The organism is Pseudomonas mosselii, assembly GCF_019823065.1.
In the GTDB taxonomy this organism is placed as follows: Bacteria; Pseudomonadota; Gammaproteobacteria; order Pseudomonadales; family Pseudomonadaceae; genus Aquipseudomonas; species Aquipseudomonas mosselii.
Genome location: NZ_CP081966.1, coordinates 4,871,097 through 4,883,717 on the forward strand (window position 1 = coordinate 4,871,097; position 12,621 = coordinate 4,883,717).

14 protein-coding genes are annotated in these 12,621 nt (G+C 63.2%); 2 read left to right on the top strand and 12 right to left on the bottom strand.

What is annotated here, in order from left to right:
- Nucleotides 1–126 precede the first annotated feature (126 nt).
- Nucleotides 127–450 (top strand): ferredoxin FdxA, encoded by a 324-nt coding sequence (gene fdxA, locus K5H97_RS22685; RefSeq protein ID WP_028690650.1) that lies wholly within the window; start codon nucleotides 127–129, stop codon nucleotides 448–450.
- Between the two features lie 546 nt (nucleotides 451–996).
- Here fdxA and rpoS read toward each other — a convergent pair.
- From rpoS to K5H97_RS22725, 8 genes are all read right to left on the bottom strand, one after another.
- Nucleotides 997–2,004: an RNA polymerase sigma factor RpoS gene (gene rpoS, locus K5H97_RS22690; RefSeq protein WP_011535249.1), complete on the bottom strand. Its 1,008-nt coding sequence runs from the start codon at nucleotides 2,002–2,004 to the stop codon at nucleotides 997–999.
- 105 nt (nucleotides 2,005–2,109) lie between these two features.
- Nucleotides 2,110–2,964, bottom strand: a complete 855-nt coding sequence (locus K5H97_RS22695) for a peptidoglycan DD-metalloendopeptidase family protein (RefSeq protein WP_028690651.1) — start codon at nucleotides 2,962–2,964, stop codon at nucleotides 2,110–2,112.
- Between the two features lie 184 nt (nucleotides 2,965–3,148).
- Nucleotides 3,149–3,787: a protein-L-isoaspartate(D-aspartate) O-methyltransferase gene (locus K5H97_RS22700; protein WP_162175259.1), complete on the bottom strand. Its 639-nt coding sequence runs from the start codon at nucleotides 3,785–3,787 to the stop codon at nucleotides 3,149–3,151.
- 38 nt (nucleotides 3,788–3,825) lie between these two features.
- Nucleotides 3,826–4,575, bottom strand: coding sequence for a 5'/3'-nucleotidase SurE (gene surE, locus K5H97_RS22705; protein ID WP_028690653.1), 750 nt, complete (start codon nucleotides 4,573–4,575; stop codon nucleotides 3,826–3,828).
- On the bottom strand, nucleotides 4,563–5,621 hold the full coding sequence (gene truD, locus K5H97_RS22710) for a tRNA pseudouridine(13) synthase TruD (protein WP_028690654.1): 1,059 nt from the start codon (nucleotides 5,619–5,621) through the stop codon (nucleotides 4,563–4,565). The genes surE and truD overlap by 13 nt, the downstream gene beginning before the upstream one ends.
- Entirely contained in the window at nucleotides 5,618–6,091 is a 474-nt protein-coding gene (gene ispF / locus K5H97_RS22715; protein WP_028690655.1) for a 2-C-methyl-D-erythritol 2,4-cyclodiphosphate synthase, read from the bottom strand. The genes truD and ispF overlap by 4 nt, the downstream gene beginning before the upstream one ends.
- 111 nt (nucleotides 6,092–6,202) lie before the next feature.
- Nucleotides 6,203–7,051: an S-formylglutathione hydrolase gene (fghA, locus tag K5H97_RS22720; protein WP_028690656.1), complete on the bottom strand. Its 849-nt coding sequence runs from the start codon at nucleotides 7,049–7,051 to the stop codon at nucleotides 6,203–6,205.
- 10 nt (nucleotides 7,052–7,061) lie between these two features.
- Nucleotides 7,062–8,174: an S-(hydroxymethyl)glutathione dehydrogenase/class III alcohol dehydrogenase gene (locus K5H97_RS22725; protein WP_016712915.1), complete on the bottom strand. Its 1,113-nt coding sequence runs from the start codon at nucleotides 8,172–8,174 to the stop codon at nucleotides 7,062–7,064.
- A 108-nt stretch (nucleotides 8,175–8,282) separates the two neighbouring features.
- On the opposite strand from K5H97_RS22725, the gene K5H97_RS22730 reads away from it, so the two are divergent.
- Nucleotides 8,283–9,251, top strand: a complete 969-nt coding sequence (locus K5H97_RS22730) for a LysR substrate-binding domain-containing protein (protein ID WP_028690657.1) — start codon at nucleotides 8,283–8,285, stop codon at nucleotides 9,249–9,251.
- Here K5H97_RS22730 and ispD read toward each other — a convergent pair.
- The 4 genes from ispD to kdsA form a co-directional block, all read right to left on the bottom strand.
- Complete coding sequence (gene ispD, locus K5H97_RS22735; protein WP_028690658.1) at nucleotides 9,190–9,897, bottom strand: 2-C-methyl-D-erythritol 4-phosphate cytidylyltransferase; 708 nt, start codon at nucleotides 9,895–9,897, stop codon at nucleotides 9,190–9,192. The genes K5H97_RS22730 and ispD overlap by 62 nt on opposite strands.
- Entirely contained in the window at nucleotides 9,894–10,175 is a 282-nt protein-coding gene (gene ftsB, locus K5H97_RS22740; RefSeq protein WP_011535259.1) for a cell division protein FtsB, read from the bottom strand. The genes ispD and ftsB overlap by 4 nt, the downstream gene beginning before the upstream one ends.
- A 157-nt stretch (nucleotides 10,176–10,332) precedes the next feature.
- Nucleotides 10,333–11,622: a phosphopyruvate hydratase gene (gene eno / locus K5H97_RS22745; protein WP_028690659.1), complete on the bottom strand. Its 1,290-nt coding sequence runs from the start codon at nucleotides 11,620–11,622 to the stop codon at nucleotides 10,333–10,335.
- Between the two features lie 152 nt (nucleotides 11,623–11,774).
- A complete protein-coding gene (kdsA, locus tag K5H97_RS22750) occupies nucleotides 11,775–12,620 on the bottom strand; it encodes a 3-deoxy-8-phosphooctulonate synthase (protein ID WP_028690660.1) in 846 nt (281 codons plus the stop codon).
- Nucleotide 12,621: the final 1 nt, after the last annotated feature.

The following is a 12,621-nucleotide window of genomic DNA, read 5'->3' on the forward strand; positions in this document are numbered from 1 at the left end:
AGCTGGTAGAATCCGGCGCGGTTTGCGAGCACTGCAGGTTATTAGCCTGGCCTGCAGCCAGCACCGTGAACCGCGCTGCCCTGGTAAGGAAGGGCAAGCTGCCGTCGCCTGAGGAGAGAATTAGAAATGACCTTCGTCGTCACCGACAACTGCATCAAATGCAAGTACACCGACTGCGTGGAAGTCTGTCCGGTGGACTGCTTCTACGAAGGCCCGAACTTCCTGGTGATTCACCCGGACGAGTGCATTGACTGTGCGCTGTGCGAGCCGGAGTGCCCGGCTCAGGCGATTTTCTCGGAAGACGAAGTGCCGTCCGGCATGGAGAACTTCATCGAGCTGAACGCCGAGCTGGCGGAGATCTGGCCGAACATCACCGAGAAGAAAGACGCCCTGCCGGACGCCGAAGCGTGGGACGGCAAGACTGGCAAGATTGCCGATCTGGAGCGCTGATCGCGTTCAGTTGCGAAAAAGGCCCGAAAGGGCCTTTTTTCATTTCCGACAGGCAAAAAAAAGGGGCGGTTTGACCCGCCCACATTTTTTTCCGTAGTCCCTGTATGTCCCAATCATCATCCACTGATGAATCGCGTCCCGCGATGTCCCTGGCCGTCATCCTTGAAGGCCTGTGTCTGTCCCTTGACACAGTTCGAATACTAGCGATTCCCCGGTACGGAACAAGCGACGAATATCTCAGGATGATTCAGACGACACATCTTTTGATATTTATAAAACCTATATATTTCATATAGTTAGAAAAAGTACGCCACTGGAAACGACATTGATTTACTGATCCCTACAGCGATCGCTTACATGACGAGTAAGCGAATGCTTACACGCGATGCTACGAGGGTGGAGAAATAAATACTTCGCAGGTGACAGGCTATGGGGTTGTGAGTAAGGCCCCTCAATGATGTCAGGTCAGTCAACCAGATTGGCGCCTGCGCAAAAAACGCAAACGCCCCGAACAAGTCGGGGCGTTTGCCTGGCGCACGTCAGTGACTACTGGAACAGCGACTCGCTGGACAGGCCATTCTTCTCGAGGATCTCGCGCAGGCGCTTGAGGCCTTCAACCTGAATCTGCCGGACGCGCTCGCGGGTCAGGCCGATCTCCAGGCCGACATCCTCGAGGGTGCTGCTTTCATGCCCACGCAGGCCGAAACGCCGCACCACCACCTCGCGCTGCTTGTCGGTCAGCTCGCCCAGCCATTGGTCGATGCTCTGCGACAGGTCGTCGTCCTGCAGCAGTTCGCACGGATCGGTGGGGCGATCATCGGTAAGCGTGTCGAGCAGCGTCTTGTCGGAGTCAGGCCCGAGCGAGACATCCACCGACGACACCCGCTCGTTCAGGCCAAGCATGCGCTTGACCTCGGCCACCGGCTTCTCCAGCAGACTGGCGATTTCTTCCGGCGACGGCTCGTGGTCGAGCTTTTGCGTCAGCTCACGGGCAGCGCGCAGGTAGACGTTGAGCTCCTTGACCACGTGGATGGGCAGGCGAATGGTGCGGGTCTGGTTCATGATCGCCCGCTCGATGGTCTGGCGGATCCACCAAGTCGCGTAGGTCGAGAAACGGAAGCCCCGCTCGGGGTCGAATTTCTCCACCGCACGGATCAGGCCCAGGTTGCCTTCCTCGATCAGGTCGAGCAACGACAGGCCGCGATTGACGTAACGGCGGGCGATCTTGACCACCAGGCGCAGGTTGCTTTCGATCATGCGCTTGCGACCGGCCGGGTCGCCTTTTTGCGACAGGCGCGCGAAATGCACTTCTTCCTCTGGCGAAAGCAGGGGCGAGAAGCCGATTTCATTGAGATACAGTTGAGTGGCATCAAGTGCGCGACTGTAGTCGATGTACTTGTGCTGCTTGAGCGACGCGCCCTGTTTCGACTTGGTCCGAACCGAAGGTACAGCAGGTTCGTCTGACACCACATCCGTTTCCAAAACGATGCCTGTCTCCATCAGAAGCAGGTCATCGTCGATGTCAAACTCCGGCACTTCTTTGCTGAGAGCCATTGTTATAGTCCTTTGCTGAGTTCGAACTCAGACTCGAGCGTCACCCTTCCATGGCAGCGCTGGAGCCTGTCCCCTCTACATCCAAGGAACAGGCTGGGACATTGATCAACGGCGTGGCAGGAACTGGAGAGGATCGACGGGTTTGCCCTGGCGGCGAATCTCGAAATGCAGCTTCACCCGATCAGTGCCCGTGGACCCCATTTCTGCGATCGTCTGCCCTGCCTTGACCTGCTGCCCCTCCCGAACCAAAAGCCTGCGGTTGTGACCGTAGGCACTGACGTAGGTATCGCTGTGTTTGATGATGATGAGCTCGCCATAGCCCCTCAAGCCACTGCCGGCGTAGACCACCGCTCCATCAGACGCAGCAAAAACAGGCTGTCCCAAATCACCGGCGATATCAATGCCTTTATTCAAACTACCGTTTGAAGCAAATTTACCAATCAGCACGCCGTTCGCCGGCCACGTCCAACCGCCCACGGCGCGCTCTGCGGCGGGCACCTGGGCAACCGTTTGCGAGGTGGTGGAAGAGGCAGTAGTGGCACTTTTGCCATTACCGGTCGCCGGTACGGTGGTCGCGACCGGTCGGCGGATGACGGTGGTCTTGCTCGACGAAGAAGGGCTGCTGACAACCGTGGTGCTCCCCCCCACGCCGCTACTGAAACGAATCGGCTGACCCGGGCGAATGGTGTAGGGGGCGGGAATGTTGTTGCGCGCCGCCAGCTCCTTGTAGTCCCAGCCATAGCGGAAGGCGATGGAGAACAGCGTATCCCCAGGCTTGACGATGTACTGCCCCGAGGTGACTGTCGGGCGCTTGGGCGCGGTGTTGTTGCGATCGACCACGCGGGCGCCGTTGGAGCTGGTGCTGGAACAGCCAGCCAACAGGGTACCCATGGCCAGCGCAATCACCAGAAGCTTCAATACCGACCGTTCCTTGCGCTGCCGCATGCCTGTGTGACCCACCCGCGCTCCCCTCATGCTGTCAAATAATGACGATACAAAATGCAATATTGTTTCAATTATAACCGAGCCACCCTGCCAGGGGTGACTCGCAATTGGCCTGATCGGTGTACGAATATCGCCACGCCAGATAGACAGGGGCCCGACGCAAGAATTCGTCGCCGACGCAAATATTCCGTTGCGCCACTCAGGCCAGCGGGCCGTTGAGCAGGGGCACGAAGCGCACGGCCCCGAGCACCCGGCGCGAGAAACCATGTTCTTCACGCACGATCAGCATCAGTTGCTGGGTTTCCCCCGCCGGACCGACCGGGATCACCATGCGCCCGCCCGGTGCCAGCTGGTCGAGCAGTGCCTGGGGCACCTCGGGCGCAACCGCGGTGACGATGATGCCGTTGTACGGCGCCAGCGCCGGCCAACCTTCGCAGCCGTCGCCCCAGCGGAACACCACGTTGCGCAGGTTGAGCTCGACCAGACGCTCCTTGGCCCGATCCTGCAGGACCTTGATCCGCTCAACCGAAAACACCCGTTCCACCAGTTGGGCCAGGATCGCCGTCTGGTAGCCCGAACCGGTGCCAATCTCCAGCACCTTGTCCAGGGGCCCGGCTTCCAGCAACAGCTCGCTCATGTGCGCGACCATGAACGGCTGGGAGATCGTCTGGTTATGGCCGATCGGCAGCGCCGTGTCCTCGTAGGCCCGATGGGCCAGGGCTTCATCGACGAACAGGTGGCGCGGAGTGCGGCGAATGGCCTCGAGCACCTTGGCGTTCGACACGCCTTCTTCGTAGAGGCGCTGGATCAGCCGCTCCCGGGTACGCTGGGAAGTCATGCCGATGCCGCGACGCTGCAGATCGTCCTGTTCGCGCATCAGAGCACGCCCTCCAGCCAGCCGTCGAGGCGCTCGAAGGCATCGTTGAAGGTGCGATCCAGCTGCAACGGCGTGATCGACACGTAGCCTTGCATCACTGCATGGAAATCGGTACCCGGCCCGCCGTCCTCGGCATCGCCGGCCACGGCGATCCAGTAGCCTTCCTTGCCCCGCGGGTTGACCACCTTGGTCGGCGCCGCGGCACGCGCCCGATGTCCCAGGCGGGTGAGCTGGATGCCACGGATGTGCTCCAGCGGCAGGTTGGGGATATTGACGTTGAGCACGGTGCGCGGTGGCAGCTCCAGGCGCGACTGCGCCTCGACCAGGCGCCGGGCGATATAGGCGGCAGTCGGCAGGTTGTCGGGCAGGCGCGACAGGAGCGAAAAGGCCAGCGAGGTACCGCCGAGGAAACGCCCTTCCAGGGCGGCGGCGACCGTGCCGGAATACAGCACGTCGTCACCCAGGTTGGCGCCCAGGTTGATGCCGGACACCACCATGTCGGGGGTTTCCGGCAGCAGGCCGTTGAGCCCCAGATGCACGCAGTCAGTGGGCGTGCCGTTGAGGCTGATGAAACCGTTGGCCAGGGTCTGCGGGTGCAGCGGCCGATCAAGCGTCAGCGAACTGCCGGCGCCGCTCTTGTCTTGATCCGGGGCAATCACCACGCACTCGGCGTAATCCGCCAGCGCTTCATGCAGCGCGGCGATGCCGGGTGCGGTAACACCGTCGTCATTCGAAATCAGAATACGCATGGGCTGTCCGTCTGCCCTGCCGGCACCAGATCGACGAGTTCGCGCACCACCACGGTGGCGAAGCATCCGGCCGGAAGGACGAATTCCAGTTGCAGGATATCAGGCTCGGGATAATGCCACGACAGACGCCCAATAGGGAGCCGCAGGATGCGCCGTTCGTGATCCATGCCCGCTCGCGCCAGCCATTGGCACAACGCAGGATGACGCGCGGCGACTTCGCTCTCGAGCACCTGGGTCGCGCCGGCACAAGGCGATTGCCCTTCGCCCCACAGCGGGCCGGTGGGATGCAAGTCAAGAATGGCCAGGCGCGGATCGCTGCACTCGCCCTCTCCTGCCGGGAAGAAACTGCGACTGTCGGTGAACGCGAGCAGGTCGCCGACCTGGGCACGCTGCCAGGTGCCATCGGCCACCCGGGCGGCCAGCACCTGGTTGAACAGGTAGCTGCGCCCGGCCGACAACAGCCGCGAGCGCACGTTGCGCTGCTCGGGCAATGCCTGGCGTGCAGCCCAGTCCTGGGCATCATGCACGTTGCCGCCGGCATGACCGAAACGCTGGCTGCCGAAGTAATTAGGCACACCCTGCTGCTTGAGTTGCTCCAGGCGGGCATCGAGGGCCGGGCGGTCGGCCTGCAGCGCGGTCAGGCGCAAGGTGAAACCATTGGCCGAATGCGCCCCACGCTGCAGCTTGCGCTGATGGCGCACCTGCTTGAGCACCCGCAGGGTGTCGTCCTCGGCGCGGGACAGGTCGGGGTCGGCCTTGCCCGGCAGGTGCAGGCTGAACCACTGGCGTGTCAAGGCTTGGCGGTCCTTCAGGCCGGCATAGCTGATGGCGCGCACCGGCACACCGGCGGCGCGGGCCAGGCGGCGGGCCGCTTCCTCGGTGTTGAGATCGCGCTTCTCGACCCACAGCCACAGATGCTCCCCCTGACCGGACAGCGGGATATCGAGGACTTCATCGACTTGGAAGTCTTCGGCCACCGCCTTGAGCACGGCGGTGCCCAAGGCTTCGCCCGAGGCCCGCGGCCCCAGCAGTTCCAGTTCGGTCATGCTGGCAGTAGCAGGGCGACCGCGTGAACGGCGATGCCCTCCTCGCGGCCGGTGAAGCCCAGCTTTTCTTCGGTGGTGGCCTTGACGTTGACCTGGTCGAGTTCGACCTGCAGGTCTGCGGCGATCTGCTGGCGCATGGTCTCGATATGCGGGGCCATCTTCGGCGCCTGGGCGACGATGGTGGCGTCGACGTTGCCGACCTTCCAGCCCTTGTCGCGCACGACGGCGACCACGTGGCGCAGCAGCACGCGACTGTCGGCACCCTTGAACTGCGGGTCGGTGTCAGGGAAATGCTTGCCGATGTCGCCCAACGCCGCAGCGCCGAGCAGGGCATCGCTCAGGGCGTGCAGCAGCACGTCACCGTCGGAGTGGGCCAGCAGGCCGAACTTGTGGGGGATACGCACCCCGCCCAAGGTAATGAAATCACCGTCGCAGAAACGGTGGACATCGTAGCCGTGGCCAATACGCATAGAAAAACGCCCTGATTGAGTCAGGGCGTGATTCTACCTGCTTTTGAGGTAATGGGGCTGCTTCGCAGCCCATCGCCGGCAAGCCAGCTCTCCCAGAAATTGCAGGCGGTGTCAGACCCTGCCCAACGCCACCGCATGATGACGCAGGTGCTCATCGATGAAGCTGGCGATGAAGTAGTAGCTGTGGTCATAGCCCGGCTGCAGGCGCAGGGTCAGCGCATGACCACCCTTGCGCGCCGCCTGCTCCAGCGCCTGCGGCTTGAGCTGCTTCTCGAGGAAGTCATCGCGATCGCCCTGGTCCACCAGCAACGGCGGGCACTCCCCTGCCTCGGCCAGCAACACGCTGGCGTCCCACTCCCGCCAACGCGCACGGTCCTCCCCCAGGTAGCGGGAAAACGCCTTCTCGCCCCACGGGCAATCCATCGGATTGCTGATGGGCGAAAACGCCGACACCGAACGGTAGCGCCCTGGGTTGCGCAGGGCGCAGACCAGCGCGCCATGCCCACCCATGGAATGGCCGCTGATGCTGCGCTGGTCCGACGCCGGGAAGTGCGCCTCGATCAGGGCCGGCAACTCCTCCACCACGTAGTCGTGCATCCGGTAATGCTGGGCCCAGGGCTGCTGGGTGGCATTGAGGTAGAACCCTGCGCCCAGGCCGAAGTCCCAGGCGCCGTCCGGGTCGCCCGGCACCTGCTCGCCACGCGGGCTGGTATCCGGGGCAACGATGATCAGCCCGAGTTCCGCGGCCAGGCGCTGGGCACCGGCCTTCTGCATGAAGTTCTCGTCGGTGCAGGTCAGGCCGCTGAGCCAGTACAATACCGGCAGCTTCTCGCCCTGCTCGGCCTGGGGCGGCAGGTACACGGCGAACACCATGTCGCAGCCGAGCACCTTGGAGCTGTGCCGGTAACGCTTGTGCCAGCCGCCGAAGCTTTTCTGGCAGGAGAGATTTTCCAGGGTCATGGCGAGGCCCTCAGAAGTGGATCACGCTGCGGATGCTCTTGCCTTCGTGCATCAGGTCGAAGGCCTTGTTGATGTCCTCCAGGCCCATGGTGTGGGTGATGAAGGTGTCCAGCGGAATCTCGCCCTTCTCGGACATCTCGACGTAGCTCGGCAGCTCGCTGCGACCCCGCACGCCGCCGAAGGCCGAACCACGCCAGACGCGGCCGGTGACCAGCTGGAACGGACGGGTGGCGATTTCCTGGCCGGCACCGGCGACGCCGATGATCACCGACTCGCCCCAGCCCTTGTGGCAGCACTCCAGCGCCGCGCGCATCAGTTGCACGTTGCCGATGCACTCGAAGGAGAAATCGACGCCGCCGTCGGTGAGGTCGACGATCACTTCCTGGATCGGGCGATCGTAGTCTTTCGGGTTGATGCAGTCGGTGGCGCCCAGTTGGCGGGCGATCTCGAACTTGGCCGGGTTGATGTCGATGGCGATGATGCGCGAAGCCTTGGCCTTGACCGCGCCGATCACCGCCGACAGGCCGATGCCGCCGAGGCCGAAGATGGCCACGGTGTCACCCGGCTTGACCTTGGCGGTGTTGAGTACCGCGCCGATGCCGGTGGTCACGCCGCAACCGAGCAGGCAGACCTTTTCCAGCGGAGCTTCCTTCTGGATCTTGGCCACGGAGATTTCCGGCAGCACGGTGTACTCGGAGAAGGTCGAGGTGCCCATGTAGTGGAACAGCTGCTGACCCTTGTAGCTGAAGCGGGTGGTGCCGTCGGGCATCAGGCCTTTGCCTTGGGTGGCGCGGATGGCCTGGCACAGGTTGGTCTTGCCCGACAGGCAGAACTTGCACTTGCCGCATTCCGGGGTGTACAGCGGGATCACATGGTCACCAACCGCCACCGAGGTGACGCCTTCGCCTACGGCTTCGACAATCGCACCACCCTCATGGCCAAGGATCGACGGGAAGATGCCCTCCGGGTCGGCGCCGGACAGGGTATAGGCGTCGGTGTGGCAGACACCGGAGGCGACAACGCGCAGCAGCACTTCGCCGGCCTTGGGCATGGCCACGTCCACTTCGACGATTTCCAGGGGTTTCTTGGCCTCGAAGGCGACGGCGGCGCGGGACTTGATCATCAAAGGTCTCCAGAACAGGTATGGGTTGCTGGCTTGCAGTGTAATTCACCGCCTTTTGATGAATAATCCAGCCACTCACAAAACATTATTGCTACACAGGGATAATCCATGAGCAGCCGCTGGGAAGGCATCGACGAGTTCGTCGCGGTGGCCGAATCAGGTCAGTTCACCGCCGCCGCCGAACGACTTGGGGTGTCGTCCTCGCACATCAGCCGGCAGATCGCCCGCCTGGAGGAACGCCTGCAGACACGTTTGCTGTACCGCAGCACCCGGCGGGTGACCCTGAGCGAAGCCGGGCAGACCTTTCTCCAGCACTGCCAGCGCCTGCAGGACGGCCGCGAGGAGGCGCTGCGGGCCATGGGCGACCTGGCCAGCGAGCCCAAGGGCCTGCTGCGCATGACCTGCGCGGTGGCCTATGGCGAACGCTTCATCGTGCCCTTGGTGACACGCTTCATGGCGCAGTACCCACAGTTGCGGGTCGAGGTGGAACTGAGCAACCGTACCCTCGACCTGCTGCACGAAGGCATGGACCTGGCGATCCGCCTGGGACGGCTGCAGGATTCGCGGCTGGTGGCCACGCGCCTGGCGCCTCGGCGCATGTACCTGTGCGCGTCGCCGGCCTACCTGGAGCGCTATGGTCGACCGCACAGTCTGTCGGAGCTGGCGCGGCACAACTGCCTGGTGGGCAGTTCGGACCTGTGGGCGCTGCAGCAGGAGGGACGCGAGATCAGCCAGCGGGTGCAGGGCAACTGGCGCTGCAACAGCGGCCAGGCGGTGCTGGACGCGGCGCTGCAAGGCATGGGGCTGTGCCAGTTGCCGGACTACTACGTGCTCGAGCATTTGCACAGCGGCGCGCTGGTGTCGTTGCTGGAGGGCCATCAGCCGCCGAATACGGCGGTGTGGGCGTTGTATCCACAGCAACGGCATCTGTCGCCGAAGGTGCGCAGGTTGGTCGACTACCTGAAGGAAGGGTTGGCACAGTTGCCGGAGTATCGCACCACTCCCCCGCAGGCGCTCAGCGGCGCCCGGCCCAGCGCTGGCGCAGCCACTCCAGGTCTTCCGGACGGGTCACCTTGATGTTGTCGCTGCGCCCTTCGACCAGGCGCGGCGCATTACCGGCCCATTCGATGGCCGACGACTCGTCGGTGACCGCCACATCGGATACCAGGCACTCGGCCAGCGCCCGATGCAGCATGCCAAGGCGGAACATCTGCGGGGTGTACGCCTGCCAGACGGTGCTGCGATCGACCGTGGCCGCCACCCTGCCCTCGCCGTCGGCACGCTTGAGCGTGTCCCGGGCGGGAACGGCGAGCAATCCGCCGACGGGATCTTCAGCCAGGGCTGACAGCAATTTGTCCAGATCGCTGCGCGCCAGGTTCGGCCGCGCGGCGTCGTGCACCAGCACCCAGTCGTCATCCGATGCACCCTGTGCGTGCAGCAGCAACAGCGCATTGAGCACCGAATCGGCGCGCTCGCGACCGCCCGGGGCGCGCTGGATGCGTGGATCGCTGGCGCAGCGCAGGCCGGGCCAGTAAGGGTCTTGTTCGGCAATGCTGACCACCACGCCCTTGAGCATGGGATGGTCGAGGAAACAGTCGAGGCTGTGCTCGAGAATCGTCTGCCCGCCCAGTTGCAGGTACTGCTTGGGACGGTCGGCAGCCATGCGGGCACCAACGCCCGCGGCGGGAATCACGGCCCAGAAGGCCGGCAGTTCATGTGTCATTTCTGCGGCAGCTGGTAGAGGGTTTCGCCCTCCTTGACCATCCCCAGTTCATGACGAGCCCGTTCTTCCACGGTCTCCATACCTTTCTTCAATTCCAGGACTTCAGCGTCGAGCACGCGATTGCGCTCCAGCAGGCGCTCGTTTTCCGCATGCTGGTCGGCGATCTGCTGCTTGAGTTCGGTCACTTGCGCCAGGCTGCCATTGCCTACCCAAAGGCGATATTGCAGGCCGCCGAGCAGCAGGAGCAGGACGAGGAACAACCAATAGGGACTGCGCATGAAGATATCCAGGGTAAAAAAGGCCGCCGCAGCGAGCTTCCGATAGCACGAAGCCTGGCCGAGGCCAGGCTTCGTCGACAGAAACCCGTGGAAACGACCGAACGATCAGTACGAACGTTCAGCCGGCCCCGGCTGCTGCCTTTTTACCATCTCTTGCTCAGCCGCGAAACTCGGCACGACCGCGATATACAGCCTTGGCGCCCAGTTGCTCTTCGATGCGCAGCAGTTGGTTGTACTTGCTGACGCGGTCGGAACGGCACAGCGAACCGGTCTTGATCTGACCGGCTGCGGTACCCACGGCCAGGTCGGCGATGGTCGAATCCTCGGTTTCACCGGAACGGTGCGAGATCACCGCGGTGTAGCCGGCGGCCTTGGCCATCTGGATGGCTTCCAGGGTCTCGGTCAGCGAGCCGATCTGGTTGAACTTGATCAGGATCGAGTTGCCGATGCCCTTCTCGATGCCTTCCTTGAGGATCTTGGTGTTGGTCACGAACAGGTCGTCGCCAACCAGTTGCACCTTGGCACCGATCTTGTCGGTCAGGATCTTCCAACCGGCCCAGTCGGACTCGTCCAGGCCGTCTTCGATCGAGATGATCGGGAAACGCTCGGTCAGGCCCTTCAGGTACTCGGCGAAGCCTTCGGCGTCGAACGACTTGCCTTCACCGGACAGGTTGTACTTGCCGTCTTCATAGAATTCGGAAGCCGCGCAGTCCAGGGCCAGGGTCACGTCGGTGCCCAGCTTGTAGCCGGCCTTTTCGACGGCTTCGGCAATGGCTGCCAGGGCGTCTTCGTTGGAAGCCAGGTTCGGCGCGAAGCCACCTTCGTCACCGACGGCGGTGTTCAGGCCACGGGCCTTCAGTACAGCCTTGAGGTGGTGGAAGATCTCGGTGCCCATGCGCAGGCCATCGGAGAAGGTCTTGGCGCCAACCGGCTGCACCATGAACTCCTGGATGTCGACGTTGTTGTCGGCGTGCTCGCCGCCGTTGATGATGTTCATCATCGGCACCGGCATGGAGTACTGGCCCGGGGTGCCATTGAGGTTGGCGATGTGGGCGTACAGCGGCAGGTCCAGGTCCTGAGCGGCGGCCTTGGCGGCGGCCAGGGATACTGCCAGGATGGCGTTGGCGCCCAGCTTGGCCTTGTTCTCGGTACCGTCCAGCTCGATCATGGCACGGTCCAGGGCTTTCTGGTCGGCCGGGTCCTTGCCCAGCAGCAGGTCACGGATCGGGCCGTTGATGTTGCCGACGGCCTTCAGCACGCCCTTGCCCAGGTAACGGCTCTTGTCGCCATCACGCAGCTCCAGCGCTTCGCGCGAGCCAGTGGAAGCACCCGACGGCGCGCAGGCGCTGCCGATGATGCCGTTGTCGAGCAGTACATCGGCTTCCACAGTGGGGTTGCCACGCGAATCGAGAACTTCACGACCTTTGATGTCGACGATCTTTGCCATTGTTGTAAGCACTCCAGAATTGACGAAAACAACGCAGCTTTGGGAATTCTTGCCGTTCACCAGGCGACATGGCACGGGCAGGCCTGGCGAAGGGAGCCCCTGACCGAAAGGTCAGGGGTGGAACGGGCGGTACTTTACCCGAGAAACGAGCTTTACGCGGTTTCTACCGTCGGAAAACTTTTCACCAGGTCGTCCAGTTGCTTGAGCTGGGCCAGGAACGGCTCCAACTTATCCAGGCGCAGGGCACACGGACCGTCGCACTTGGCGTTGTCCGGATCCGGGTGGGCCTCGAGGAACAGGCCCGCCAAGCCCTGGCTCATGCCAGCCTTGGCCAGGTCGGTGACCTGGGCGCGGCGGCCGCCGGCGGAGTCGGCGCGACCACCTGGGGTTTGCAACGAATGGGTCACATCGAAGAACACCGGGTACTCGAACTGCTTCATGATGCCGAAGCCGAGCATGTCCACGACCAGGTTGTTGTAGCCGAAGCTCGAACCGCGCTCACAGAGGATGAGCTGGTCGTTGCCTGCCTCGACGCACTTGGCGAGGATGTGCTTCATCTCGTGGGGCGCGAGGAACTGCGCCTTCTTGATGTTGATCACGGCACCGGTCTTGGCCATCGCCACGACCAGGTCGGTCTGGCGCGACAGGAAGGCCGGCAGCTGGATGATGTCGCACACCTTGGCCACCGGCTCGCACTGGTAGGGCTCGTGCACGTCGGTGATCACCGGCACATTGAAGGTCTGCTTGATCTCCTCGAAGATCTTCAGGCCTTCTTCCATGCCGGGGCCGCGGTACGAGTTGACCGACGAACGGTTGGCCTTGTCGAAGCTGGCCTTGAACACGTACGGGATGCCGAGCTTCTCGGTCACCCGCACGTACTCCTCGCAGACCTTCAGGGCCAGGTCACGGGACTCCAGGACGTTCATGCCGCCGAACAGGACGAACGGCTTGTCGTTGGCGATCTCGATGTTACCGACGCGAATGATCTTCTGAGTCATG